Raw genomic sequence first — 25,951 nt, 5'->3', positions numbered from 1 at the left:
AAGGGTTTTAAATCTTTGGTTTTTTATATTTCTCTATCAACTTAATTCCTTTGGGTGTTGCAAGTCCGTGCAAAAAGAATAGAGATAATTCTTTTTGTAGAGAGATAACATCCATGTCTATGTCCTGTACAAATTGTTGTTGAAACTGCAGGCTGAGTGTTTCAATCCGAAACCAACTAATAAGGCTGGGATTAATATCTTTCTTAAATAACTCCTGCCTAACTCCTGTTTCAATACCTGTTTTAAAGAATTTGTACAGATACTCTTTTCTAAATTTTTCAATTTTTTTCTGTGCTGCCGGATAGTATCGCTGGATATCGAAAATCAATACCGGGTTTATTCGTACCATACTTTCTGTGAGGACTGCTGTAACCAGAAAGCATTCATGTATTGCATTTTCGGCCAGTTTGCGGCAATTTTCACAAGCGACACTACTGTTTTTCAGTAGCATATCAACGGTGTCTTCCACCAGGCTTTCTTTATCAGCATAATATAGATAAAGCGTTTTTTTACTCATTCCCAAGGCTTGCGCAATGTCATCCATGCTTACACGACGCATACCCAGCTGCATAAAGAGATCGCAAGCCGCTTCTCTTATTCTTGCCTTATTGTCAATGATCATTACCATATTGAGGCGCGAAACTATGGAAACTTTTCTAGTTGCCAAAGTTTCCCACGGTAATTCTATAATGTACAACCTCTATTAATGACGATTGCGAAACTAAATTACTTTAAGGCGAAGGAGGAAATATTTTAGGTGAACGGTAGATATTTTCCCGTGAATGGCAATTTTCTATTACTTAGTCACATTTAAGTATCATGATAAGATGTGCTATCTTGCATATATGGCAAACTATAGAAAGCAACCGTCAAAAGACACTTTGTTGAAAAAACTGTTTCGTTATTTCATTCAGGGGCTGGTTATTTTGGCTCCCGTGGCGATTACGGCCTATATACTTTATATAGTATTCGACTGGGTCGACGGTCTGTTAAGGCCGGCCGTATTTACCACTCCAGGAGTTGGTTTTATCCTCATTATTGCTTTTATCATTCTCATAGGGTGGATGAGCAGCTATTTCATTATGGGTAGCGTGATCAATTTTTTTGATCACTGGCTGGAACGTACGCCCGGGATCAGTCTTATATACAAAGCCATAAAAGATTTTTTTCAGGCATTTGGTGGCGAAAAAAAGAAGTTTACCAAAGCTGTACTTGTTAATGTATTTAATAATGATGTATGGATTATCGGTTTTCTCACCGATGAGGATATGGAAAAGTTCAATATGGGGCAGGATATGGTAGGGGTATATGTACCGCAGGCCTATAACTTTGCGGGACAATTGTATATTCTGCCAAAGGAGCGCATACGACCTATCGAAAATTTGACAGCCGGAGAGGCGATGAAATATACCGTTACCGGAGGTGTGGCAGAAAGCTAAATCGTGTATTATGAAGAGAAAAATTGTATTAGCGATAACCGGAGCCAGCGGATCTATTTATGCTGCTCAAATCATCGGCAAGCTGCTGAGCATACGAGAACAATGGCAAGACCTGTCCGTAGTAGTTACGGATAATGCTAAGGAGGTATGGAAAGTGGAGATGGGAGAAGATTTTGTGGAGCAGGCCGGTGTAACCTATTTTCATAAAAATGATTTCACGGCTCCATTTGCATCGGGAAGTGGCCAATATGATACCATGATTATCGCACCCTGCTCTATGGGAGCACTAGGTCGTATTGCTCATGGAATATCGAACGATCTTATTACACGGGCTGCAGATGTGGTACTTAAAGAGCGTAGAAAACTCATTTGTGTAGTACGGGAAACACCCTACAGCCTCGTTCACATTAAAAATATGGAGCTAGTAACTTTAGCCGGAGGTATTATATGTCCTGCAACACCTTCTTATTATAGCCTACCTAGAACTATTGATGAACTAGCGGCTACGGTTACAGATCGTGTATTAGACCTAGCAGGTTTTGATATCAAAAGCTTCAGATGGGGGAAATAAAACAGAGCAAAGCTCCGTGCGTTAACCCAAACTCACATTAAAGGAAACTTTTTCCGGAGGTAAGCACTGCTTGTCATCACAGGTCTGGAAGGTAACATTGCCTGAAACATTGGTTTTGGCAGGTGCCTTCAGAGTGACTTTTTGTACAAAGGTGACGCTGTTGGAGTATTGGTTAGCGGTTACTTTCAATATTGGATCTTGATATTTTTCCAGTTTACCTACTTCAGCCACATTGCCCTTCAACACCACCAGTGGATTGTTTACAAAAACAAACTTGGTAGGGATAGCTATAGCACCCTTAGGTTGTGTTTGTGAATACAAATGCCAGCCGTTTTTTATGGTTGCGGTCATGTGTATTTCATATTCCTTGTCAGAAATTTTCTTGCTTGAAAATTTCCAGCTAACAGGTTTAAGTTGCGCATAAGTGGCTGTCAATGTGAATACAGCGACTATTGCCAGTAAAATGTTTTTCATTGTTCAAAAAAATTAATATATCCGTATTACAGATACATTTTTTAGAGTACAGGTTGCGCGGCCATTAGTAAGGAAGTAAGAATTTTTTTCCCATCTTCATTACCCAATGCGGCACTGCAGGCTCTTTCTGGGTGCGGCATCATGCCAAATACGTTACGGTTTTTATTGCAAATGCCTGCAATATTTCTTACAGAACCGTTGGGGTTTGCTTCGGGAACTACTTCACCTTTTTCGTTGCAATAACGGAAAATAATCTGGCCATTGGCTTCTAGCTCATCCAATACTTTTTCATCGGCATGATAGCGTCCTTCGCCATGCGCGATGGGTATTTTATATACCTCTTGATATACCGCCTCATCGCCCATAATAGTTTCTTTGTAGAAACCATCAGGCTTGAGATATAGGTTTTTACAGATGAATTTTTGTTTTTCGTTGCGTAATAACGCTCCTGGAAGCAGTCCGGATTCGCAAAGAATCTGAAATCCATTACAGACACCCAATACTTTTCCACCTGCATGGGCAAATTCTATTACCTTCTGCATAATGGGGCTGAACCGGGCAATGGCACCACAACGCAAATAGTCTCCGTAAGAAAATCCTCCAGGGAGTACGATACAATCGTCTTTAGTAAAGGCGCTCAGATCTTCGCTTTTATGCCAAAGCATGATTACTTCCTGTTGAAGATCAACAGATAAGGCATCCTGCATATCTCTGTCGCAATTGGAACCCGGAAAAACAACTACTCCAAATTTCATTCGTATAACTTTTGTCGGTTTTTAGAATGGAACGTAATATGCATCTCCTTAAAAGGGGAAATGACGTTGCCATTTCGGAAATATGTACAAAGGTAACAGCGTTTCGCGTCACAAACAAACGCAGATAGCTATCGACGGTATTTTTTTACCAGATTTGGCTATAAAGTTGAGCAGCAATGATAAAGGCGGCGGTAACCCAGAAAGCAATAAGAGGAAATTGCTTCACTTCTGTATTTAGATAGCCATATCCGTGAAATGCAGCAACAGGTACTAGAATAGGTACTATATTTTCAAAAGAGTTATCTACTTCAAAAAGAGCAATGAGCACTGCTATTACCAGATACCATAGGAAAAGATACCAGCCTTTACGGATATGAGCTAGCATTTTATCAGCATTGATTTGTACATAATAAAATCCTGCCAGCAAGGGCGCCAGTAATAAAAATAATGCACCTGCATGCCAGAGCGAGAGGCTGATTTTAGTAGAAATAAAGGATAAATGGAAGAAATACTCGGGAACATTAAAGTTATCTGTCAGAAAAAGATATGCTGCATAAAAATAATAAGGCATAATGATGCCCAATAACAGTATTATCCATTCTGTAATACGAAACGGACGCAATACTAATAGAGCGATGAAGCCCCACAACAGAAAAATAATAGAAGGCAAAAACAAAAGCGAGGCCACACTAATTAATAGGCCGGCATTAAACATATGACTTTTGGCGGAGCCTACATGATAAGATCTGAATAATAATCGAAATGTTAGTAACATCAATACCGATGCCAGTAGGTTGGATGAAAAAAGATTGAAAGCGGGTAGGAAAGAAGTAATAAGTATATAAGCCATGCCTATCAGATAGTTGGCTTTATTTACGAATCTGTCCGTATTGGTAAAGTTTACTAGAATGAACGCAATGAGGATATTTAAAATAAAGGCTAACGATGCAAATACAAAAGCGCTATCTCCAGAATTTTGTTGGATGAAAGAGACCAGATAGCGATATAGGTCGCTATCGCTGTCTTTAATGATAAAACCTTTACTTGAAAAGAAAACAGGAAGTTTCAGTAGTACTCCTACAATAATAAGCAGTATAATATTGCCCGGTGCTTTTTGCCTGAAGATGCCTGTCATGTCTAGTTGAGATATTATGTGCAAAAGTAGATATAAAAAACAGCTATTGCTGTTTTTCAGAAGCAATAGCTGTGTCTTGAGCGTTAATAATGCTTATAAGCTTAGTTTAGCAAAACCAATGTTGTTTTTAAGTGCATAGGGAATAATAACTTCGTTTGATTCGATTTGTTTGGCATATCGGGGCATGAAGTTCATACGTTTTTCTTTAGCCTGTATTCCTCCGTCTTTAGTTAGCGAACCATCGTTACTGATAATAATGTTTTCCAACACAGATAATTTTCCTGAGTTGTTAATGAGGAAATGCATATTATCGCCAGACGGCACAATCTGATAGGAAATAGTTGCGTCGGTATTGGATTCGCTTTGCGATTTGACGATAACTTCATCCCACGTTTTATCTCCATTTTTATCAAAAGAAACTAAGGCTACATTTCCTGCATTGAACTCCACATTTCTGCCTCCCCATGCTGGGCCCCAATAGCCCCACCAGTAGCTGCGATAGAAGAAGGGTGAGTAGAAAGAATAGGGCCACCAGAACGACCAGCGACTCCACCCCCACCCCCATGTAGGACCCCAAAAGCCCCAAGGACCAGGTCCCCAGTAAGGAGCACCCCAGAAGCCCCAACGATCCCAATTATTGGTGTTATAAAGGCGTTCGGAGCCGATAGTGAAGCTGCCGTCTTTGTGTACTATGATATTATTAATGAAAAAGTCATTAAATGCATTTTTGGTATTGGACCTACCTTTTGCTCTTTTCTTCAGATCATCACTAAAGAGAGTGGTTTTTTCAAAAGCCACGCTTCCGTCCTTTTGATCTAGTGCAGCTACGTATAAACCTTCAATATCCCCTCTTTTATGCGTACTGAAAAAGGAGGCGAGTAAATAACGCCCGTTCATGTCATCCACCATTAGTTTAATATCGTCGAGGAAAAGGTCGCCGATATTTAGTGGATACTCTTTATATGTATCTGCACCGGCTGGCTTTACTATTAATGAGGCGTCTACTATATTGCCATCATTATGGCGATTATATTTTACAAATGCATAACTGCCGTCATTGGCAATACTGTGCCCACTTATATAATCTCCTTTATATTCCATGGGTAAGGAGAACTGGCCTTCGGAGATGGGCTGAAGATTTTCATCAAAGAGTTTTGTAGAGACTTTGTAAAGTTTACGGTCTCTTTTGTTAATCTTAAAAACCATCAGTTTGCTGTTGTCATTGCTGGCAACAGTGCTGTAAATTTTATTATCGGTTTTATAAGCAATCATGGTTGTGTCCAGTATTATTGGTTCGTCCAGTATACGTCCGTTAGGATGTATGGTAGCTGCTTTCAGATATACCACATCCCCTTCTTGATGCTGGAACAACAGATAGTACTGGCGAGGTCCTGCAAAAAAAGCCACATCTAATAAGGATTTGCGATTAGGTAAAATCGTTACGGGGACTTCTTCCAATAGATGCATATTGGCATCATACACGCTGATGCGATGCTTATCATTGCGCTCTTTGTATACAAGATAATTGTTGGCAGCCTTACCTAATATCTCAAAATTCATCTGCAGCACATCGTTCGGATTGATGTCTGCATATACCACATGCTGGCCTAAAGCCATCTGTAGGCTGCAGAGGATCATTATGAATACGGATAAAAATTTTGTTCTCATATGTATATCGTTTAATGATAGTTAGATTTGTGAAAATTAGGACCATGAGTTGGGACTACAACTCAATAGTTTTACTATGTAAATTTACAAATACAATGAGTATCAATGTCAAGTAAAATGCAACTTTGAAAATTATAACTTTTCTTTTCAAAAAGAGGTGATGGAATACAAGAAAATGAAGATTTTTTCGTTTTATCTGATTTTGAACAAACTTTGTAGTTTGTTTTTCTAAATAAATGACTCGTATATAGTGAAACCTCACAATAATAAGGCGACAGCAGCGGGCTTACTCATAGCACTAGGTATTATTTTTGGCGACATAGGAACTTCTCCTTTATACGTTTTTAACGCAATTATAGGGAATCGTCAGGTTACGGAAGAGTTGATTATCGGAACCCTATCCTGTATTATCTGGACGCTCACCCTTCAAACTACCATTAAATATGTAATGTTGATTTTAAAGGCGGATAACCGTGGTGAAGGGGGTACGTTTGCTCTTTATGCTTTGGTGAGGCGGCGCAGAAAATGGTTGGTGTTTCCAGCCATGATTGGAGGTGCGGCTCTTATGGCTGACGGGATCATTACGCCACCCATGACGGTCACCTCAGCAATAGAAGGGTTGCAGATATTGCCGGCGTTGAAACACATTTCCACGACCACTATTATGTGGATTGTGCTGTGTATACTCACCGTATTCTTTTTTCTTCAGCAATTTGGTACAGCATCCATCGGTAAGATTTTTGGTCCGATAATGTTTATATGGTTTACGATGCTGGCTGTTTTCGGCGCTTTACACATTACGGATGATATCAGCATTTTTAAGGCTTTAAGTCCTTCTTATGCCATTGATTTTCTCGCGCATTACCCCAAAGGGTTCTGGTTGTTGGGCGCCGTATTTCTTTGTACTACCGGTGCCGAAGCATTGTATAGCGATTTGGGACATTGCGGGCGTGAGAATATCAGGATCTCTTGGATATATGTAAAAATTTGTTTGTTGCTCAATTATTTCGGGCAAGGAGCTTTTCTGCTTTCGCATTATAATAAATTAACGATTACCGACGATGTGAAGCAGTTTATTGGCATCCATGCTTTTTATAATCTGATGCCCGAGTGGTTTATTGTTCCTGCTGTAATTATTGCTACCACTGCCGCCATTATTGCCAGCCAGGCTATGGTATCTGGAGCATATACGCTGATTAGTGAGGCTATGCGTCTGAACTTGTGGCCCAAACTTCGCATCAGATATCCGTCAGAAGCCAAAGGGCAGTTATTTATTCCTGCGGTGAATGCTATTTTGTATATCGGTTGTGTATTTGTGGTGTTGTATTTTCAGAAGTCATCAAGAATGGAAGCGGCATATGGGTTGGCCATTGTGATCACTATGATAGCCACCACCATGCTTTATAGTAATTATCTAGTATTGAAGAGGGTGGCCAAAGGGTGGATTTATCTCTTTTTAATCGGTTTTTTGGTTGTAGAGGGTGCCTATTTGATTGCGTTGTTAGATAAGTTTCCCCGGGGGGGATATATTACTATTATGATTGCCGGAATTATGTTTGCGATAATGTATGTGTGGTACAGGGCACGTAAGATCAAAAACCGGTATGTTGAGTTTGTGCGTATCGAGAATTATATCTCCAAGATTCAGGAATTAAGCCATGATAAGAGCATTGCCAAATATGCTACACACTTAGTATATCTTACCAGTGCAGATAATCCCAAAGAAATAGAACATAAGGTTGTTTACTCCATATTAACTCAAAAGCCTAAGCGTGCCGATATCTATTGGTTTGTGCATGTGGATACGGTAGATGAACCGTATACCTCAGAGTACAAGGTAGAGCATATCATTCCCAATGATATTATTCGCATCGATTTTCGGTTGGGCTTCAGAATACAGCCAAGGATTAATCTTCTCTTTAAGAAAGTGGTTGAAGACCTGGCGCACAACAAAGAAGTGAACATCATGAGCCGATACGATAGTCTTGCCGGAAACAATATGGTAGGGGATTTTCAATTTGTGGTAATGGAAAAACATCTGAGTTCAGACAATGAATTGCCATTCATGGAGCGATTGATAATGAAACTGCACTTTATTATTAAACATATCAGCTTATCAGAAGAGAAAAGCTTTGGGCTAGACCAGTCCAATGTAACCGTAGAGAAATATCCTTTGATAGTAGCGCCTGTGACCAATATTAGGCTCACTCGTATCGAATAGGATGTTGGCTAATTTTCGTACGGCTTTATATCTTCCACGCGTAGTTGTAGATTTTTTTGTCCGTTCCACTCGTTTTCATCCACCTTAAATACAATATCAAAGGGTTGACCACTCTGGACTATCGGAAATTTATCAGCCATATTGAAACCAATGCCCACAAATGTTGCATTATCTTGTCTTACCACTAAGCGTAAATGCTTTTCTTTTACAATTCTGCTATGACCAAAATCTTGTACACCGCGAGCCAAAAAAACCGGTGTCATATTTTCAGGGCCAAAAGGCTCCATTTGTTGTAAAATGTTATAAAACTTATCGGAGATTTCTTTTAGTTCTACTATGGCATCTATGAGGATTTCAGGAATTAGTAGATCTTCCGTAATGGTGGCAGCTACCACTTCTTCAAATTTATCTCTGAATGCATCGATATGGTGTTTTTCCAGGGTAAGGCCGGCTGCAGCATAATGACCTCCATAAGAGATTAGATATTCTCTGCAGGCGTGAATAGCTTCATACAAATTAAATCCGGGAACGCTGCGGGCGCTTCCGGTAGCATAGTTACCGTTTTCAGTGAGGACTACTGTGGGGCGGTAATGATGCTCAATTAGTCGTGAAGCTACGATGCCCACAACACCTTTGTGCCAATGTGGTTGATACACTACTGTAGACTTGCGGTGAACCCAGTCTTCGTTCTGCGCAATCAACTGCAAGGCTTCGGTAGTAATATTGAGATCACTTTCTTTTCTTGTATTATTATCTGTATGTAATAATCTTGCATATTCCAAAGCCTCCTCGTAAGAAGACGCTATAAAGAGTTGTACCGCTTTGGTAGCATCATCCATTCTGCCGGCAGCATTTACTCTGGGGGCTATAAGAAATACCAAATCGCTGATGCGTAACGGCATTTTCGCCTGGCTTAGAGTTGCTAATGCTTTGATACCGGCGTTAGGATTTTCATTTGCTTTTTGCAATCCGAAAAAAGCCAAGACACGGTTTTCACCGGTGATGGGTACAATATCTGCTGCAATGGCTGTGGCTACGAGATCAAGATATTCGTAAGCTTTTGCTGTTGGCAACTGTAGTTGCTGGCAAAGGGCGCAGATCAGTTTAAACCCCACGCCGCATCCGCATAATTCCTTGTAGGGGTAGTTGCAGTCTTTTTGTTTAGGATTTAAAACTGCTACAGCATTGGGTATTTTTTCATCGGGAAGGTGATGGTCGCAGATAATGAAGTCAATACCTAGTGTGTTGGCATAATCGATAAGCTCAACGGATTTGATGCCACAATCGAGAGCTACTACCAAAGTATAATTATGCTCTTTTGCATAGTCAATACCTTTTTTACTAATACCGTATCCTTCTTTGTGGCGGTGAGGGATGTAAAAACCTACTTCGGGATATAAGCTTTTTAAAAACCGGTACATACAGGCTACTGCCGTAGTACCATCTACGTCATAATCACCGAAAACGAGAATTTTTTCTTGCTGCGTAAAGGCTAGTTGTATGCGATCCACCGCTTTTTGCATGCCTTTCATCAACCATGGGTTGTGAAGATGTGACAGTTGCGGGCGAAAAAAGTTTTTAGCGTCCTCGAAAGTTTTGATGCCCCGTTGTACCAGCACTTTACATAAGTTGCGATTAATTTTAAGTGCTTCCTGTAATGCCGACACCTCTTTTTCATCGGCCTGTAATATATTCCAGCGCTTCATTAAGGTCTTATAAATGGGGGATTTACAGGTGAACTTAATATTTTCTTTCGGTGACGTAATTTACTAAATCTTCCAAACCTTTCCGGAATTCATTGTCAGGACATTGTTGCAGTATATCCAAGGCTTCTTTTTTGTAGTCATACATCTTCTGAGTGGCGTACTCAATTCCTCCGGTACTTTTTACGGTTTCCAGCACCCATTCAATTTTCTTTTTGTCGTTATTATTGTTTTTTACAATGTTGATGATTTTTCTACGGGTAGACTGGTCGCAGTTATTAAGCGTATAAATTAGCGGTAGCGTCATCTTCTTTTCCTTGATGTCGTTACCGGTAGGTTTGCCTACGTCCTCGCTTGCATAATCGAATAAATCGTCCTTTATTTGAAATGCAATACCGGTTTTTTCTCCAAAATTGCGCATAAGGTCGGCATATTCTTGATTTTGAGAAGAAGACCATGCTCCAGCACTACAAGCAGAAGCCAGTAGCGAGGCGGTTTTGTTGCGAATAATTTCGTAATAAATTTCCTCCTTAATATTCAGCGTTCGGGCTTTTTCCAGTTGGAGTAATTCTCCTTCACTCATTCTTCGCACAGCGTCCGTCAGGATATGGAGAATTTCGTAGTCATTGTTTTCCAGCGAGAGAATGAGGCCTTTAGCCAGTAGGTAGTCTCCTACTAACACCGATGCTTTGTTTTTCCATAAGGCATAAACCGAAAAAAAACCTCTTCTTTCCAGGGAGTCATCTACCACATCATCGTGTACCAGAGTGGCCGTGTGCAGAATTTCTACCAGCGATGCAGCGCGATAGGTAGATTCGGTGGTGGGTCCAAATAGCCGAGCGGATAAGAAAACAAACATCGGTCGTATTTGTTTTCCTTTTCTTTTCACGAGATATCGTAAAATGGAGTTTAAAAGCGGCGTTGAGCTATGTACAGCGTTTTTAAACCTTTCTTCGAAGCTCTCAAGTTCAGTTTTAATAAGTGAAACGGGTAAATTCATAATGTTAATTCTAACAAAGTAAGGGATTTATAAATATTTACGCGTTATTATTTTGTTTTATTTCTTGTTTAGTGCTCTCATTTGTGTACCTCAAATATTAATTTTTTTTTGGTTAAAATTTGTTTATTAAATAAATGGCTCTAAATTTGCTTCTTATTAAGAATAAGAAAAAATCATTTTAAATCTTAATCCTTAGTTATGACAAGCAAAAAGTACACATTACTTGCGGGCATTAGCTGCCTGATTGCGTCTGCCGGGCTTGCCCAGGTAAGTCCAACGCAACCATATACTGCCCCTCATCCAGTATATGGAACATTTTCTGTAACTGATCAAAATTATTACAACAAAAAACAACTGGCTCAGCACAATGAATTTTTGGTAGGGAACCAAGATTACCCTGGTAAACCTAAGGATATGTGGGAGTTAGGTATTAAGGGTGGATCTTTCTCTATTCCTTTAGCTGACGTTGATCCAAGATATTTACAGTCTTTCGGTTTCGGTGGACACATTCGTAAATCTTTAGGACATGTAATGTCTTTAAGATTAGAGTATGTGTATGGTGTAGCTAAGGGATTGAACTGGAGACCTTCTACTGGCTATAGTGCTGCTGGGCAAAAATCTCCATGGTATAATAGTTACCAAGGTTCTCCGGTTTACTACAACTATAGAACCAAAGCACAAGACCTGTCTTTACAAGCTTTATTTAACTTAGGTAACATTCGTTTCTACAAAAATCAAACAGGTGCTACTATCTATGCTTTAGCTGGTGTGGGTATCAATACTTTCCATACTGATGTTAACGCATTAAACGGAAACTCTCCTTATAACTTCCCTTCATTGGGTGATGATTATAGCAACCGTAAAGATCAAATTAAAAGAATTAAAGATCTGCTAGATGGTTCTTACGAAAGCCCAGCTGAAGTAGATCCTTCTAAAAAATGGAGTAAAACCTTTGCAGGTTACTTAACTCCTTCAGGAACAGTAGGTGCTGGTATCGCGTTCCGTCTGTCTCCTCGTGTAAATCTGGCTATTGAAGATCGTTTGATCTACACTGGTTCAGACATGCTGGATGGTGTACGTTGGAGCGAGCAAACCCCAGACTTAACTCCTGATAAAGACTGGTTCAACTACCTGTCTCTGGGTCTTAACTTCAACTTGGGTAACAAATCTAAGAGAGTTGAGCCTCTGTACTGGCTGAACCCACTGAACTATGCTTACGGAGAACTGCGTAGAGTACCTGAAATTGTTCTGCCTGACTCTGATGGTGATGGTGTTATCGATCAGTTCGACCAAGAGCAAACTCCTCCCGGTTGTCCTGTTGATACTCACGGTGTAAGCCTTGATACAGACGGTGACGGAGTTCCTGATTGTAGAGATAAAGAGTTGATTACTCCAACATATTGTCAACCTGTTGATGCTGACGGTGTAGGTAAATGTCCTTGTCCAGAAGGATGCGCTCCTGCAGTTCCTGAGTGCGCTACTCTGTTAGGTGCTTTACCAAGCATCCGTTTCGCTCCTAACTCTAACAAACTTTCTTCTGACGCTACAGCTGCACTGGCAACAGTTGCTGCTAAACTGAGAGCAAATCCTGGTTGTAAAGTAGTTGTAGTTGGATACTGCGCTGCTACTAAGCGTCAACAACAATTAAGCTGGGATCACGTAAATAAAGTGATTACTCACTTAGTTGAGAAAGAAGGAATTAGCAGTGACAGATTTATCTTCAGCTCAGGTCAAGAAGGTGGCGACTGCGATACAGTTGACATCCGTGCTGCTGCACCTGGTGAAGATGGACCTAACACTGTAGCTCCTCCTCATCCTAATCTTCGCAAAAACTAATACAACTTTTTGCTGTGATAAAATGGCCCCTCCTTTTGGAGGGGCTTTTTTTTTAAGCACTATATGCACTATACTTAGCCATTAATAAGTCTTAATATCCTGCTTATGTACGGAGTTCTGATAAATTGATGATGTTCCAGAAATTGTAATCAATATCCTAGTTGTAAGTTTTTATTACGAGAGGGACGTGTTATTCTACATAGACAGTGTGGACTTAAAAGAGGCTAGGAGAAAGTCTCTTTTTTTAAGAGATGCTAGCTTCAGCTAGCCCGGATATGATTTTAACTGGAGAAGGAAAAAGGTATAAGCAACTCGAAAAAGGATGTTATATTAGATTGATTGTATGTCAAGTACTTGGAAATTGTGTTTTAGGACTTATAGGAACATTCATTTCCCATACCCCAATGTTCTTAAATGAATATTAGTTTATGTGGGTGACCTTCCAATAAGCAGGGCGATGTTGTAAGATCTCTCTTTGAAAATGAAATGCGACACAGAAGTGGTATTTCGGTGTTGTATCATTAATTAGAAATGAGCAATAAGCTTAAGAGCCATCAATTAATCCTCCTCCATTTCACTGCGTATTTGATCGCTGATATTTACCAATACTTTGTCGATACGGTGACCGTCCATATCAATAATCTCAAAATCAAATCCATTCCAGCTGAGCTTGTCCGATACTTCTGGAATACGCTTTAGTTTGTGCAGAATAAAACCTGCAATGGTGTCGAACTCTTGTTCTCCTTCGTTCATCCAATCCGCTTTATCAAAGTAGGACAGGAAATCATAAAACGGAAGTTGACCATCAACCAGATAGGAGCCATCTTCGCGTTTAATAACTTCATATTCGTCATCATCTTGTTGAGGCATATCGCCTATAATAGCTTCCAAAATGTCCTTTAAGGTAATCATGCCTAGGACACTTCCATATTCGTCTACAATGAAACAGGAATGGAGTTGCGACTCTTTGAACTTTTCCATTACTTTAAATGCTGTGTTGTTCTCCGGAACAAACAGCGCCGGTCGCATTATGTCTTTGAATTGAACATTATTTTTATTGACATATATATCCTTTAGGGAAACAACACCTTTAATGTTATCCAGCTCTCCATCACATACCGGATAGATCGAATGAGCGTCCTTTAAAATTTTCTCTCTAATGGTTTCTTCGGTATCGGTAATCTTAAACCATACAATATCACTGCGATGCGTCATCAGTGATGTAATATTTCTGTCGCTAAGATGAAATACACGCTCAATAATTTCCTGTTCGGTTTCTTCCAATGTACCTTGTTCCGCTCCCTCATTGATCATCGCCTTAATTTCTTCTTCGGTAACATGGGTTTGATCAGGTTTGATATTAAAAATCTTGCTAACAAAACCGGTGGATTGTGTAAGTAGCCAGATAAAAGGATAGGTTATCCAGCTCACTATTCGCATAGGAGCAGCTACAAATTTGGCAATTTGCTCAGGAGCTGCAAGACCAATGCGTTTGGGTATCAGTTCCCCAAATACTAGGGAAAAATAAGTAATAACGATTACGACCAGTGTAGTAGCAACCCCCTTACTATAGGGTGCCAGAAAAGGAATTTTTTCTATAAATACTACAATATCTCCGGTAATCTTTTCTCCTGAATAAATACCGGTCAATATACCAATAAGTGTAATACCGATTTGTATAGTGGAGAGAAAATGATCGGGATGATTGGCTAATTTCAGTGCTTCTGCGGCCTTTTTATCTCCTTTGTTGGCTTGAGCTTCCAGTCGCACTTTTCTCGCTGACACTAAGGCAATTTCCGCCATCGAAAATAGTCCATTGAGCAAAATCAATAAGGCTATTATGAATAGTTCCATTAAAATTTATAGTTAATTACTTATCGAAGATAGTAAATCCAAAATTCTTCTTGAATAAATACCCTCCGAGGCTACCAATCAGTATGCCCAACAGAGAACCACAGAGTACATCAAAGGGGTAGTGCACACCCACATAAATTTGAGCGAACCCGATGATCGCAGCCCAAATAAACAATACCCATGCGTATTTGATGTAAGAACTTAAAGTAGTATAAAGAAACGTGGCTACAGCAAAATGATTGATGGCATGATTGGATACAAAACTAAAGCCACCACTGCATCTACCTAATACCATACGCACTTTCCCAAGCATTTCAGGATCGTTGCAGGGGCGCAGGCGCTCAAATGTTTCCTTAAACAAGCGGGCTCCTACTAGATCGGCACAAGCCACAACGGCAAGAAAAAAGGCTAGCCACCACCATACCGATTTTTTAAAGTTGATAATGCCAAAAGCTACGATAAATAAATATAGGGGGCCCCAAAAGAAAGGATTTCGCATAAGGGGCATGATATCGTCGAAGAAATTATTGGCGAAACCACTGTTAATGTACTCAAATAATTGCCGGTCTGCTTTGACCAACCAGTCAGGAAAGGGGATATAACAATAACTGTCCATGGAGCACAAAAATACTAAGAACTCCTGCATTTAATGAGGGTCGGTTTTATAACTTGTTAAATTGTAATAAAATGTAAAGTTTTACAGTGCAACTTCATGTTTTTGTGCGTGCGACAGTCCACTAAATTTTTAACCCTGCAGCTACTAAATTTCTCTAAGTTTGTTATGTGTTAAGCAAGTTGCAAATCCCAAAAACTATTGTGTGGGTTATCAACATCATGATGATGTTGTGGGTGGTATTTACAGTGTTTCGGCTGGCGACATTCATTGCTTTTAAGCCTACGTCGCTAACGTTTAATCAATGTCTTCCTTCGTTTTTATTGGGTTTACATTACGACTTAAGATGGATTGCGCTTTTAGTACTACCGGTAGTATTATTTAGTATACGCCCTTCGCTTTCTCCTTATTATTCCGATCGGAATAAGCTTTTTTGGACTTGGTATCTTGCTGTGGTTATTTTCATTGTTTTGTTTTTTTTATTGCAGATTTTATCAGTTTTTCCTACAATGAAACACGTTTGGATGCTGGAGCCATGAATTTTGTGGAAGATCCCGGCATTTCACTGCATATGATTTGGCAAACCTATCCGCTGGTATGGATATTGGCAGGATTGGTATGCGCATTGATATCGGTGCAATGGGCTTTGAGTAAAACATATGGTCGCATCGAGGATACTATTCAAAACAAAACTGTTGAGTACCGAAAGGGGCCTTTTATCATTATGGCAGTGGTGTTAGCTGTATTTGTGTATGGTCGTGTACATAGTAAACCTTTAATGTGGAAAGACGCTTTTGCTTTAAAAGATGGATTTAAAGCTTATTTAGCATTAAATCCTTTGCAAAATTTTGTAGCTACTATGCGGTTGAGAAAGCCTGTACAAAATGAAAGTCAAGCCCGACAATACTTTCCCTTGATTGCAGAGTTTCTACAACTTTCCGAGCCTGATGTTTTCAATTATAAAAGAACCATCGCTCCCCGAAGCGGTGCTTTGAAAAGCAAACCCAATGTAGTACTGGTTATTTGCGAGTCTTTTAGCATGTACAAAAGCACGATGAGCGGAAACCCTTTGAATACGACACCGTATTTCGATTCTCTATGCAAGCAAGGTATTTTCTTTGAGCGATGTTTTTCGCCGCATTTTTCAACAGCGCGGGGCTTATTTGCTATTATTACCGGAATACCCGATGTGCAGCTTTTCAAATTTTCTACAAGAAACCCCGCTGCACTGAATCAGAACACCATTATCAACAACTTTGAAGAATATTCAAAGCATTATTTTTTAGGAGGAGATCCAAAGTTTAATAATTTCGAAGGACTGTTGCAGAATATAAAAGAGCTGAAACTCCATACCGAAGAAAATATCCATGCTTCGCGATTGAATGTATGGGGCATCAGTGACAAGGATCTTTTTCTGGCAGCTAATGATGTATTTAAAAAAGAAAAGAAGCCTTTTTTCGCTATTGTTCAAACCTCTAATAATCACCGCCCCTATACCATTCCGGTTTCGGACACAGACTTTGTATCTATAACGGTATCTAAAGACTCATTGAAAAAATACGGCTTTGAACCCATGGAAGAGCTTAATGCTTTCCGCTATTCCGATTACTGTTTTAAAACGTTTATTGAGACAGCAAAAAAAGAAGATTACTTTCATAATACCATTTTTGTTTTTATTGGAGATCACGGAGTGGCGGGGAATGCGGATGCTGTATATCCTGAGGCATGGACGCAGCAAAGGCTCACCGACGAACACGTCCCTTTATTGTTTTATGCTCCCTACTTGCTGGAACCGCAAAGGCGAAGCGAAACAGTGTCGCAAATAGATGTTCTACCCACTATTGCCGGACTGCTAGCAAGGCCTTATGTGAATACTACATTGGGAAGAGATCTACTTCATCCTGCGAAAAAATATGATATGGCTTTTATTACCAATACAGTAGGCAAGATTGGCGTGGTGACCAATGAGTTTTATTATACCAAAACGTTGGGGCTAGAAGATCGAGAAATGGTGCCTGTAACTGATGCTCCGGTATAGTATTCGAAAACACAGGCCGACTCAATACAAAATACTCTGGATCAATTAACTAATGCATTTTATCATACTGCACAATATCTCTTGCTAACCAATAAACAGCGCTAGCCGTTAAGCCTAGCGTTAAATATTTTCTATAAAGAACAATTAATACGAGCCAGCTACTTAATTTTGCAACCCAATTTTCAGTATTAAACTTAGGTAATATATGCCTCTTATAAAAAGTATTTCAGGAATTCGAGGAACAATTGGCGGAAAGACAGGTGAAACCTTATCTCCAGTAGATGTGGTGAAATTTACAGCTGCTTTCGGAACAATCTTAAAAAGGAAATCAACTGATAATAAACCAGTTAAAGTAGTTATTGGTCGTGATGGACGTATCAGTGGTCCTATGGTGAGTAGTCTTGTTCAAGCTACTTTGAGCGCCCTAGGCATCGATGTGGTAGATTTAGGTCCAAGCACTACTCCTACAGTAGAGATAGCGGTTCCTCTGGAACAAGCCGACGGAGGTATTATTCTTACCGCCAGCCATAATCCTAAAGAGTGGAATGCCCTCAAACTTTTAAATGAAAAAGGGGAGTTCATTTCAGCTGAAGTAGGACAAGAACTTTTGAAGATTGCAGAAGCAGAAGATTTTGAGTTTGCACAGGTAGATAAACTAGGTAAGATAATTCCTGACGACACCTATTTACAGAAGCATATTGATGCTATTTTGGCGTATCCACTAGTGGATAAAGATGCTATTAAGGCTAAGAATTTCAAAGTTGTTGTGGATGCCATTAACTCTACCGGAGCCATTTTTGTACCGGCCTTGCTCAAAGCATTGGGTGTTGAAGATGTGATAGTATTAAACAGCGAAGTAACTGGAAAATTTGCTCATAATCCCGAACCTTTACCACATCATCTCTCCGAATTGAGCAGCGTAGTGGTGAAGGAAAAGGCACACCTGGGTATAGCGGTAGACCCCGATGTAGACAGACTATGCTTTGTGTGCGAAGACGGCAGTATGTTTGGAGAGGAGTACACGCTGGTTGCTGTGGCCGACTATGTACTGTCAAAAAGAAAAGGAAATACGGTTAGCAACATGAGCAGTACCAAGGCGCTCAAAGAGATTACACTAAAGCAAGGCGGTGAATATTTTGCTTCGGCTGTGGGTGAGGTAAATGTGGTAAAGAAAATGAAAGAAGTGAATGCCGTTATCGGTGGAGAAGGGAATGGAGGTATCATTGTTCCCGATTTTCATTATGGTAGAGATGCGCTGATAGGTATAGCCCTGTTTTTGTCTCATCTGGCGCACCATAAAGGCAGTATAAAATCATTAAGGGCTTTATATCCAGATTATTTTATTAGCAAGAACAAAATAGAACTGGAGAATGGAGTGGATGTAAAAGCTATTTTTGATATGATAAAAAAGAAGTATGCGAAACATCCTATTAATGATGAAGATGGGTTAAAAATTGAGTTTGACGATGATTGGGTGCATCTACGCACTTCCAATACCGAGCCGATTATCCGTATTTATTCTGAAAGTGATTTTGAGAGTAAGGCCAACAATATTGCCCATCGTTTGATGGAGGATATTAAAGAGGGTATGAAATAATACCTAAAATAGCTATTTCAGTTAAAAATACTATCTTTGCAACCCCTTAGCAAAATCTAAGGAAAGTGTTTTTATTATTTAATTAAATTTTAAGGGTAATGAACAATTATGAATTGATGGTGATTTTTACCCCGGTTTTAAGCGAAGATGAGTTTAAAGCTGCCCAAAAAAAGTATACCACTTTGGTAACTGAAGCTGGAGGCTCTATCGTTCACGAAAATCCATGGGGATTAAGATCACTGGCGTATCCTATCCAGAAAAAAACCACTGGTTTATACTGGGTATTGGAGTACAAAGCGCCATCCGACTTCAATGAAAAGCTGAAGATTCAGCTGTTACGTGACGAGAATGTTCTTCGTCATCTTTGCACTAAACTCGACAAATACGCCGTTGAGTATAATGCAAAAAAGGCAAGTGGCGTAAATACAGGAACCGAAAAAGCAGTGGAGGCTTAATACTATGGCAAAGAATGAAATTAAATACCTTACCGCCATTAGAAGCGACAAACGCGTAAAGAAATTCTGCCGTTTTAAGAAATATGGCATTCGCTATGTGGATTACAAAGACGTAGAGTTTCTGAAAAAGTTCCTGAACGAACAGGGTAAATTATTACCAAGACGTATTACCGGTAATAGCCTGAAATTTCAACGCAAAGTTTCCGCTGCTGTAAAGAGAGCACGTCAAATGGCCTTATTACCGTACGTTACAGATCTTTTAAAATAGTAGAGTAGTGCATGACCCTGTCATGGACTTTTCTAATGCATTAATTAGTAACCTTCCCTAATCCCGCTCTGACGGGTGACAGTCACCATCGATTGGGTAAAAGGGAGCTAAAAACAAAATCAATGGAAGTAATTTTAATTCAGGATGTAGATAATCTGGGTGCTGCTAACGAAGTAGTTACCGTGAAAAATGGTTACGCACGTAACTATTTGTTACCACGCAAGTTAGCCGTAGAAAGTACTCCTGGAAACAGAAAACAATTGGAAGAGCGGCTGAAACAAGCCAGAAAGAGAGAAGAAGCTTTACTGGCTACTATTAATGAAGTGATCAGCAAGCTGAAAGAATCTCCTGTAAAAATTGGTGCTAAAACTGGTACTTCAGGAAAAATATTTGGTAGCGTAACTAACTTGCAAATTAGTAGAGCCATTCGCGAGCAAAAGGGTTACGAAATCGACCGTAAAAAAATCACTATTCTGAATGAGGTAAAAGAATTAGGTACTCATAAAGCAGTAATTGATTTCGGAAACGGTCATTCTACCGAGTTAGATTTCGAAGTAGTTGCTGAATAATAAGTTAAGCAGAAATTCTAAGTAATTGAAACGCCCTGAAAGTTCAGGGCGTTTTTATTTAAGTTTTCAAAAATTAAATTAATTGACAATACCGCATAAAATCCACTATATTTGTAATAGATTAGGTGATTTTCAGTAATAAGGTTCCATGGTACGTTAATGTTCATCGGTCTTGTCTACTGTCTCACTTCTCTTTAATTTTTTAAATTTTTCACTAATGAACATTTACGTTGGTAACCTGAGCTGGAATCTTAATGATCAGGACTTAGAAAACTTATTTACTCCTCACGGTAGTGTATCGTCTGCAAAAATCGTTTTAGACAAATTCACCAATCGTAGCAAGGGCTTCGGTTTTGTAGAAATGCAGAACGATGAAGAAGCACAAGCCGCCATTGACGCACTGAATGGTACTGAAGTTGACGGAAGAAACATTGTAGTAAACGAAAGCCGTCCGAAAGAAGGAAATGGAGGTTATAAGAAAAGAAGTTTTGGTGGCAATAGCGGGGGCTTTAGAAAAGGCGATTTCCGCGGCCGTAACGATTATAATTATTAAGGAAATCCATTGTATGGCATTATATATGCAGAGGCTCACAGATAGTGAGCCTTTTTTATGCCCGTTTAAACAACTAAATTGTCTACATTTACGACAACTAAATAAAACTTTATTTCTATGAGATTAAAATTAACCCTAACCATTGCATTTGTGTCCTTAACCTCAGCTCTATTTGCTCAAAGTACTTATAAGCAGGCCATTGGAGCTCGAGTGAGCCCGGCTTCAAGTTATGATGTATTTGCAGCTTCTTATAAGGTTTTTGCAGTTGGCAATGGCGCATTTGAGTTTAATCTGGGGATTGGTGGAGACAGATATCATCATCATGAGCATCGCTATCGTTCCACTGCAGTGAGCGCTTCAGCTGCCTACCAGCACCACTTCGATATTAAACCTGTACCGGGGTTGAAATGGTTCGTAGGGGGTGGAGTAACTATACTGCACACCTCTTCTAAATTTGATGATTATAAAGGAGTAAGCGTAGGCTTATTCCCAACAGGAGGAGCCGATTATAAATTCCCCAAAATACCGCTGAATGTGTCTGCAGATTGGCGTCCGACATTTCTGGTGGCTAGAACGGATCAGTATGGTAGATTTATCGGAGACGGTTTTGGCGTCTCGGCTCGATACACATTTTAAGTATAATTTTTTTAAGGAAAAATTAAGGCTGCCGGAATCTTCTGGTGGCCTTATTATTGTGAGATAGTTGTTAAATAAAAGAGATTTATGAATTTTATGTTACAACATTGATCTTGATAAAACTCAATGAGTTGTAGATTTTCAATAAATTGATAGTAGGAGGGTAGAAATTTTGAAATTTGTTAAAAAAAATAAAAAATACGAAAGTTTTCTATTTTTTGATGGGGGCTGTTTGTGTGTGACTTAATTATTATGTAACTTCGGACTGAATTTTCATAGGATAAGGTTTAATGGTTAATGGTTTTTGATGAAGTCCCCAACATTTCTTATGTTGGGGATTTTTTATTCCTTCAATACAACTTTTTGGCTGTCAACTTTTAATGTATAAGACACACCTATTTTCAGTGCATAGTTTTCTGGGTCGTGACTTACGGGAAAATTAAAACATACCGGATAGTCGTATTCTTTAATCAGATCGTAAATAATTTGTTGTACCTCGGCCCCAAATGGACGCTCGGTATCTCCAACTTCTGTAAAGCCTCCTATTATAAGGCCTGCAAGTTTGTCCAGCTTCCCACTGCGCTTTAATTGAAACATCATTCTGTCGATAGAATATTTCTGCTCACCAATATCCTCAATAAACAGAATACGGCCTTTGGTTTTTATCTCCGAGGGTGTACCGATGGTATTTACCAATAATGCCAGATTTCCGCCTACTATCGGCCCTGCTGCTTCTCCTTTTTTGTTCAGCACATGCGAGGAGCATGTATAATGTGCCGGTTGGCCTTCTAGAGCTTCTTTTAAAGATTGTACATAAGGACTGGTATAGCCTCCATCGTTGAAAGCTGCGGCCATGGGTGCATGTAACGAAGAAATACCGTAATTAGCATAAAGGTGACAATGAAAGATCGTTATATCACTGAAGCCAATCACCCACTTGGGTTTTTTCTTAAACTTTTTAAAATTGATTTTATCGATAATTCTCCCCATGCCATAACCGCCCCTGCCGAATAGAATGGCCTGTACTTCATCGTCATCGAGCATTTGCTGTAAATCTCGCAGTCGTTCTTCATCAGTTCCGGAGAAATAGGTTTCGGACTTACTACCCAGAGTGCTTCCTACTTTCACTTTGTAACCCCATTCTTCTTGCAACACCCGAATGCATTCGGCTGCTTTTTCAAAAGCCATATAGCCCGAAGGACATACAATACCGATGGTGTCGCCGGGTTTGAGATAGGGAGGTGTTTTAATGCCCATGCTGCCTTTCTTTATAATGATGGATAAAGTGCTTAAATTTCTTTGAGTGTAGTACCGCTTTCTGAAACAGAAAGCTCATATGGTACACCGCATTTGAGTGCAAAATTATCTATTTGATGGCCCACCGGAAACTCGAAACATACGGGGTAGCGATACTCCTTTACTTTGGAAGCTATAATCTCGTAAGTGGAATAACCAAAGTATTCGCCTGGGTCATCCTGTTTGGTTTTTAAACCGCCAACAATCAGCCCAGCTAGGTTGGTTAATTTACCGCTGCGTTTTAAATTCCAAAACATACGATCAACGCTGTACAAATACTCTCCGGTATCTTCTACAAACAATATTTTGCCATCGGTATTAATGTCTGAAACAGAACCGGCCAAGCTTTCAAGCGTTTTTAAATTACCCCCTACAAGTATGCCACGAGCTGTACCGGTGCGATTAAAGTTGTTAGACGGCGCCGAATACTGAATTTTTTCGCCGATTAAAGCTTTCTGAATGGAAAGGATAGTTTCTTTTTGCAAGGGACTGGCATCATCCCATACTCTTGGAAAGCTGTTACACATTTTCGAGTGAATAGTAGCGATGCCCAAATTCCTCTGTATGTGAGAATGCAAAACAGTTATATCGCTAAAACCAATAATCCATTTAGGATTGGATTTGAATTGGGTCCAGTCAATTCCGTCCACAATTCTTACAGCACCATATCCTCCTCGGGCACACATGATGGCTTTTACCTGTGGGTCGTCCAACATTTGCTGAAGGTCCTGCAGGCGCTCCGCATCGGTCCCGCCAAAAGTATAATTGCGTTTTCCGATGGTATACCCCACGCGTATTTTAAATCCCCATTGCTGCATCAGTGTGGCTGCGGGAATAATGTCTTCACGTGTAATGTAGCCTGCCGGAGAGGTTATGCCAATAAGGTCTCCAGGTTTCAAATAGGGAGGGATAATAGGGGCGTACTGCGATACTGACAGGGGAGACCTTGCTCCCACTTTCGAAAAGGAAAGGGATGCCAGCACCGCTGCGGCCGTGGTGATAAAATTTTTTCGGTTCATATTTGCTAAGATAGGAAAGTTGAAAAGTATAAAAGGTGTCATTATATGAAGCCGTTACAATAGTATTAGGTATGGGATACATATATTCTCATCACCTTACCTAATTATAGCTATTTTTGCAGGTTAATTAAAAGTTTTAGTGCGATTATGACTGATTATAAAAGAGTATTGGTAACTGCGGCTTTACCGTATGCCAATGGACCAATACATATCGGACACTTGGCCGGTTGTTATATCCCGGCAGATATTTATGTGCGTTATCAGCGCGCGCAAAAAAGAGATGTAATCTTTGTAGGCGGAAGCGATGAACATGGGGTGCCCATTACTATTCGAGCGATGAAGGAAGGTGTATCGCCTCAGGAAATCGTGGATAAGTATCATGAGTTGATCAAACATAGCTTCCAGCAGATGGGTATTTCTTTTGATATTTATTCCAGAACTACAAGTCCTGTACATCATAAAACAGCCTCTGACTTCTTCAAAAAATTATATGATGACGGCATTTTTGAAGAAAAGGAAACGGAGCAATATTATGATGAGAAAACCCATACCTTTCTTGCCGACAGATATATCACCGGTACCTGCCCGGTGTGTGGAAACGACGGGGCTTATGGGGACCAATGTGAGAAATGTGGTAGCTCCTTGTCGCCCGATCAGCTTATCAATCCTCGTAGTACACTAAGTGATGCTATTCCGGTAAAAAGAAAAACCAAACACTGGTATTTCCCATTACAGAAGTATGAAGACTTTTTAAGAAAATGGATTCTAGAGGGCCATACCGAATGGAAAAATAATGTATACGGGCAATGTAAAAGTTGGTTAGATAATGGCTTGCAAAGCCGCGCCATGACCCGCGACAGCAACTGGGGGATTAAAGTGCCGCTGCCCAATGCCGAGGGGAAGGTGTTGTATGTATGGTTTGATGCACCTATCGGTTATATTTCAGCCACAAAAGAACTAACCGATAAATGGGCCGACTATTGGTGTAAGGAAGATACCAAGCTCGTACATTTTATAGGAAAAGATAATATTGTCTTCCACTGCATCATTTTCCCGGCAATGCTCAAGGCTCACGGTAATTTCGTATTACCGGATAATGTACCTGCCAATGAGTTTTTGAATATCGAAGGAGATAAAGTATCTACCAGTCGCAACTGGGCTGTGTGGGTGCACGAATATATAAAGGATTTTCCCGGCTGTGAGGATGTGCTGCGTTATGTACTTTGTGCGAATGCGCCGGAGAACAAAGACAACGATTTTACTTGGAAGGATTTTCAGGATAGAAATAACAATGAGCTGGCAGCTATTTTTGGCAACTTCGTAAACAGAACCTTCGTACTCATGCACAAATTGTGTGGAGGGAAAGTGCCTAAGCTACACACCAATATTTTGGATGTTTTGGACAGGCAGCTTATTGCCGATATCGAAGCTGCAAAAGCTAAAGTAGAAAATGCGTTGGAGGGTTTCCGATTCAGAGACGCTCTGTATGAAGTAATCGATCTCAGCCGCAAGGGCAATAAATATATGCAGGAAAAAGAGCCCTGGCAGGTAGTAAAAAAAGTTGCAGAAAATCCTGAAGCACAAAAAAGCATCGATAACTGTTTACATCTATGCCTGCAGCTAACCGCCAACTTAGCTATCTTAATCAACCCCTTCCTACCAGCCACTGCTAAAAAAATGCTGCATATGATGAAAGTGGTGGACCGAATACTGGATTGGGAAAATGCCGGCAAAATCAACCTGCTCAGCGTGGGATATGCACTGCGCGCTCCAGAGATTCTCTTTAGAAAAATTGAAGATGCCGAAATACAGGCTCAGATAGAAAAACTAAGAGCCGGCAGTGTGGCTGCAGAAGCAGCTCAAAAAGTGGCTGTTGCCACTCCGGTATCATCGACTCCAGCAGTAAAGCCGGTGATACAGTACGATGATTTTGCAAAACTCGATTTGCGCACCGGGACCATTGTAGCTGCTGAGAAAGTGGAAAAAGCGGATAAGTTATTAAAGTTGGAGATTGATTTGGGATTCGAAAAGCGTACCATTGTATCTGGCATTGCACAGCATTATGATCCCGCTACCATTGTGGGCAAAAGAGTTGTAGTAGTAGCCAATTTGGCTCCTCGAAAGATGCGTGGTATTGAGAGTAATGGAATGATTCTGATGGCGGAGGACGCAGACGGCTCGTTGCAGTTTATTGCCTCCGATAAAGAGGTTCAAAATGGAAGTATTGTAAGTTAGTTATTCTACAAAGCAT

23 protein-coding genes are annotated in these 25,951 nt (G+C 40.1%); 12 read left to right on the top strand and 11 right to left on the bottom strand.

Features of this window, described 5'->3' with window-relative positions; all coding sequences use genetic code 11:
• Positions 1-7 precede the first annotated feature (7 nt).
• The gene (locus V2H41_RS07720; RefSeq protein WP_330974565.1) at positions 8-667 is read right to left on the bottom strand and encodes a TetR/AcrR family transcriptional regulator; all 660 of its coding nucleotides are present in this window, start codon (positions 665-667) and stop codon (positions 8-10) included.
• A gap of 178 nt (positions 668-845) precedes the next feature.
• Here V2H41_RS07720 and V2H41_RS07715 point away from each other — a divergent pair, with 178 nt between their 5' ends.
• Both V2H41_RS07715 and V2H41_RS07710 read left to right on the top strand, forming a co-directional pair.
• Positions 846-1,439, top strand: coding sequence for a DUF502 domain-containing protein (locus V2H41_RS07715; protein WP_330974564.1), 594 nt, complete (start codon positions 846-848; stop codon positions 1,437-1,439).
• Between the two features lie 10 nt (positions 1,440-1,449).
• Positions 1,450-2,010, top strand: coding sequence for a UbiX family flavin prenyltransferase (locus V2H41_RS07710; protein WP_330974563.1), 561 nt, complete (start codon positions 1,450-1,452; stop codon positions 2,008-2,010).
• A gap of 21 nt (positions 2,011-2,031) precedes the next feature.
• On the opposite strand, the gene V2H41_RS07705 is transcribed toward V2H41_RS07710, so the two are convergent.
• The 4 genes from V2H41_RS07705 to V2H41_RS07690 all read right to left on the bottom strand — a co-directional run bounded on the left by V2H41_RS07705 (position 2,032) and on the right by V2H41_RS07690 (position 6,042).
• Entirely contained in the window at positions 2,032-2,484 is a 453-nt protein-coding gene (locus tag V2H41_RS07705) for a protein-disulfide reductase DsbD domain-containing protein (RefSeq protein WP_330974562.1), read from the bottom strand.
• Between the two features lie 41 nt (positions 2,485-2,525).
• The gene (gene purQ, locus V2H41_RS07700; protein ID WP_330974561.1) at positions 2,526-3,239 is read right to left on the bottom strand and encodes a phosphoribosylformylglycinamidine synthase subunit PurQ; all 714 of its coding nucleotides are present in this window, start codon (positions 3,237-3,239) and stop codon (positions 2,526-2,528) included.
• A 145-nt stretch (positions 3,240-3,384) separates the two neighbouring features.
• Positions 3,385-4,374 (bottom strand): hypothetical protein, encoded by a 990-nt coding sequence (locus tag V2H41_RS07695; RefSeq protein ID WP_330974560.1) that lies wholly within the window; start codon positions 4,372-4,374, stop codon positions 3,385-3,387.
• A 93-nt stretch (positions 4,375-4,467) separates the two neighbouring features.
• Positions 4,468-6,042: a hypothetical protein gene (locus tag V2H41_RS07690; RefSeq protein WP_330974559.1), complete on the bottom strand. Its 1,575-nt coding sequence runs from the start codon at positions 6,040-6,042 to the stop codon at positions 4,468-4,470.
• A 250-nt stretch (positions 6,043-6,292) separates the two neighbouring features.
• Here V2H41_RS07690 and V2H41_RS07685 point away from each other — a divergent pair, with 250 nt between their 5' ends.
• On the top strand, positions 6,293-8,263 hold the full coding sequence (locus V2H41_RS07685; RefSeq protein WP_330974558.1) for a KUP/HAK/KT family potassium transporter: 1,971 nt from the start codon (positions 6,293-6,295) through the stop codon (positions 8,261-8,263).
• 8 nt (positions 8,264-8,271) lie between these two features.
• On the opposite strand, the gene recJ is transcribed toward V2H41_RS07685, so the two are convergent.
• Together recJ and V2H41_RS07675 are read right to left on the bottom strand one after the other, a co-directional pair.
• Complete coding sequence (gene recJ / locus V2H41_RS07680; RefSeq protein WP_330974557.1) at positions 8,272-9,969, bottom strand: single-stranded-DNA-specific exonuclease RecJ; 1,698 nt, start codon at positions 9,967-9,969, stop codon at positions 8,272-8,274.
• A 34-nt stretch (positions 9,970-10,003) separates the two neighbouring features.
• A complete protein-coding gene (locus V2H41_RS07675; RefSeq protein ID WP_330974556.1) occupies positions 10,004-10,966 on the bottom strand; it encodes a polyprenyl synthetase family protein in 963 nt (320 codons plus the stop codon).
• Positions 10,967-11,164: 198 nt separating this feature from the next.
• Between V2H41_RS07675 and V2H41_RS07670 the strand changes: the two genes are divergently transcribed.
• Entirely contained in the window at positions 11,165-12,802 is a 1,638-nt protein-coding gene (locus V2H41_RS07670; protein WP_330974555.1) for an OmpA family protein, read from the top strand.
• 558 nt (positions 12,803-13,360) lie between these two features.
• Here V2H41_RS07670 and V2H41_RS07665 read toward each other — a convergent pair.
• Both V2H41_RS07665 and V2H41_RS07660 read right to left on the bottom strand, forming a co-directional pair.
• On the bottom strand, positions 13,361-14,656 hold the full coding sequence (locus tag V2H41_RS07665) for a hemolysin family protein (RefSeq protein ID WP_330974554.1): 1,296 nt from the start codon (positions 14,654-14,656) through the stop codon (positions 13,361-13,363).
• 16 nt (positions 14,657-14,672) lie between these two features.
• The gene (locus V2H41_RS07660) at positions 14,673-15,272 is read right to left on the bottom strand and encodes a phosphatase PAP2 family protein (protein ID WP_330974553.1); all 600 of its coding nucleotides are present in this window, start codon (positions 15,270-15,272) and stop codon (positions 14,673-14,675) included.
• 436 nt (positions 15,273-15,708) lie between these two features.
• Here V2H41_RS07660 and V2H41_RS07655 point away from each other — a divergent pair, with 436 nt between their 5' ends.
• From V2H41_RS07655 to V2H41_RS07625, 7 genes are all read left to right on the top strand, one after another.
• Positions 15,709-17,307, top strand: coding sequence for an LTA synthase family protein (locus tag V2H41_RS07655; RefSeq protein WP_330974552.1), 1,599 nt, complete (start codon positions 15,709-15,711; stop codon positions 17,305-17,307).
• 205 nt (positions 17,308-17,512) lie between these two features.
• Entirely contained in the window at positions 17,513-18,904 is a 1,392-nt protein-coding gene (gene glmM / locus V2H41_RS07650; RefSeq protein WP_330974551.1) for a phosphoglucosamine mutase, read from the top strand.
• A gap of 98 nt (positions 18,905-19,002) precedes the next feature.
• Positions 19,003-19,359, top strand: a complete 357-nt coding sequence (gene rpsF / locus V2H41_RS07645) for a 30S ribosomal protein S6 (RefSeq protein WP_330974550.1) — start codon at positions 19,003-19,005, stop codon at positions 19,357-19,359.
• Between the two features lie 4 nt (positions 19,360-19,363).
• The gene (gene rpsR, locus V2H41_RS07640; protein ID WP_330974549.1) at positions 19,364-19,627 is read left to right on the top strand and encodes a 30S ribosomal protein S18; all 264 of its coding nucleotides are present in this window, start codon (positions 19,364-19,366) and stop codon (positions 19,625-19,627) included.
• A gap of 122 nt (positions 19,628-19,749) precedes the next feature.
• Positions 19,750-20,196: a 50S ribosomal protein L9 gene (gene rplI, locus V2H41_RS07635; RefSeq protein WP_330974548.1), complete on the top strand. Its 447-nt coding sequence runs from the start codon at positions 19,750-19,752 to the stop codon at positions 20,194-20,196.
• A gap of 217 nt (positions 20,197-20,413) precedes the next feature.
• The gene (locus V2H41_RS07630) at positions 20,414-20,749 is read left to right on the top strand and encodes an RNA recognition motif domain-containing protein (protein WP_330974547.1); all 336 of its coding nucleotides are present in this window, start codon (positions 20,414-20,416) and stop codon (positions 20,747-20,749) included.
• Positions 20,750-20,866: 117 nt separating this feature from the next.
• Positions 20,867-21,385: a hypothetical protein gene (locus V2H41_RS07625; protein ID WP_330974546.1), complete on the top strand. Its 519-nt coding sequence runs from the start codon at positions 20,867-20,869 to the stop codon at positions 21,383-21,385.
• A gap of 342 nt (positions 21,386-21,727) precedes the next feature.
• Here V2H41_RS07625 and V2H41_RS07620 read toward each other — a convergent pair whose 3' ends face one another.
• Both V2H41_RS07620 and V2H41_RS07615 read right to left on the bottom strand, forming a co-directional pair.
• Positions 21,728-22,642: a S66 peptidase family protein gene (locus V2H41_RS07620; protein ID WP_330974545.1), complete on the bottom strand. Its 915-nt coding sequence runs from the start codon at positions 22,640-22,642 to the stop codon at positions 21,728-21,730.
• 32 nt (positions 22,643-22,674) lie between these two features.
• Positions 22,675-23,700 carry a S66 peptidase family protein gene (locus V2H41_RS07615; RefSeq protein WP_330974544.1) on the bottom strand — a complete coding sequence of 342 codons (1,026 nt, stop codon included), beginning with the start codon at positions 23,698-23,700 and terminating at the stop codon, positions 22,675-22,677.
• 147 nt (positions 23,701-23,847) lie between these two features.
• Here V2H41_RS07615 and metG point away from each other — a divergent pair, with 147 nt between their 5' ends.
• The gene (metG, locus tag V2H41_RS07610; RefSeq protein WP_330974543.1) at positions 23,848-25,935 is read left to right on the top strand and encodes a methionine--tRNA ligase; all 2,088 of its coding nucleotides are present in this window, start codon (positions 23,848-23,850) and stop codon (positions 25,933-25,935) included.
• Positions 25,936-25,951: the final 16 nt, after the last annotated feature.

It is taken from the genome of Niabella digestorum, from assembly GCF_036409055.1.
Taxonomy (GTDB): domain Bacteria; phylum Bacteroidota; class Bacteroidia; order Chitinophagales; family Chitinophagaceae; genus Niabella; species Niabella composti.
Note: the sequence above shows the minus strand (reverse complement) of the source record. Positions and strands in the feature narration are given on the sequence as shown.

Coding starts and splice junctions, on each gene's coding strand:
- V2H41_RS07715 (WP_330974564.1), top strand. CDS start 846: ATGGCAAACTATAGAAAGCAACCGTCAAAAGACACTTTGTTGAAAAAA.
- V2H41_RS07710 (WP_330974563.1), top strand. CDS start 1,450: ATGAAGAGAAAAATTGTATTAGCGATAACCGGAGCCAGCGGATCTATT.
- V2H41_RS07705 (WP_330974562.1), bottom strand. CDS start 2,484: ATGAAAAACATTTTACTGGCAATAGTCGCTGTATTCACATTGACAGCC.
- purQ (WP_330974561.1), bottom strand. CDS start 3,239: ATGAAATTTGGAGTAGTTGTTTTTCCGGGTTCCAATTGCGACAGAGAT.
- V2H41_RS07695 (WP_330974560.1), bottom strand. CDS start 4,374: ATGACAGGCATCTTCAGGCAAAAAGCACCGGGCAATATTATACTGCTT.
- V2H41_RS07690 (WP_330974559.1), bottom strand. CDS start 6,042: ATGAGAACAAAATTTTTATCCGTATTCATAATGATCCTCTGCAGCCTA.
- recJ (WP_330974557.1), bottom strand. CDS start 9,969: ATGAAGCGCTGGAATATATTACAGGCCGATGAAAAAGAGGTGTCGGCA.
- V2H41_RS07675 (WP_330974556.1), bottom strand. CDS start 10,966: ATGAATTTACCCGTTTCACTTATTAAAACTGAACTTGAGAGCTTCGAA.
- V2H41_RS07670 (WP_330974555.1), top strand. CDS start 11,165: ATGACAAGCAAAAAGTACACATTACTTGCGGGCATTAGCTGCCTGATT.
- V2H41_RS07665 (WP_330974554.1), bottom strand. CDS start 14,656: ATGGAACTATTCATAATAGCCTTATTGATTTTGCTCAATGGACTATTT.
- V2H41_RS07660 (WP_330974553.1), bottom strand. CDS start 15,272: ATGGACAGTTATTGTTATATCCCCTTTCCTGACTGGTTGGTCAAAGCA.
- glmM (WP_330974551.1), top strand. CDS start 17,513: ATGCCTCTTATAAAAAGTATTTCAGGAATTCGAGGAACAATTGGCGGA.
- rpsF (WP_330974550.1), top strand. CDS start 19,003: ATGAACAATTATGAATTGATGGTGATTTTTACCCCGGTTTTAAGCGAA.
- rpsR (WP_330974549.1), top strand. CDS start 19,364: ATGGCAAAGAATGAAATTAAATACCTTACCGCCATTAGAAGCGACAAA.
- rplI (WP_330974548.1), top strand. CDS start 19,750: ATGGAAGTAATTTTAATTCAGGATGTAGATAATCTGGGTGCTGCTAAC.
- V2H41_RS07630 (WP_330974547.1), top strand. CDS start 20,414: ATGAACATTTACGTTGGTAACCTGAGCTGGAATCTTAATGATCAGGAC.
- V2H41_RS07625 (WP_330974546.1), top strand. CDS start 20,867: ATGAGATTAAAATTAACCCTAACCATTGCATTTGTGTCCTTAACCTCA.
- V2H41_RS07620 (WP_330974545.1), bottom strand. CDS start 22,642: ATGGGCATTAAAACACCTCCCTATCTCAAACCCGGCGACACCATCGGT.
- V2H41_RS07615 (WP_330974544.1), bottom strand. CDS start 23,700: ATGAACCGAAAAAATTTTATCACCACGGCCGCAGCGGTGCTGGCATCC.
- metG (WP_330974543.1), top strand. CDS start 23,848: ATGACTGATTATAAAAGAGTATTGGTAACTGCGGCTTTACCGTATGCC.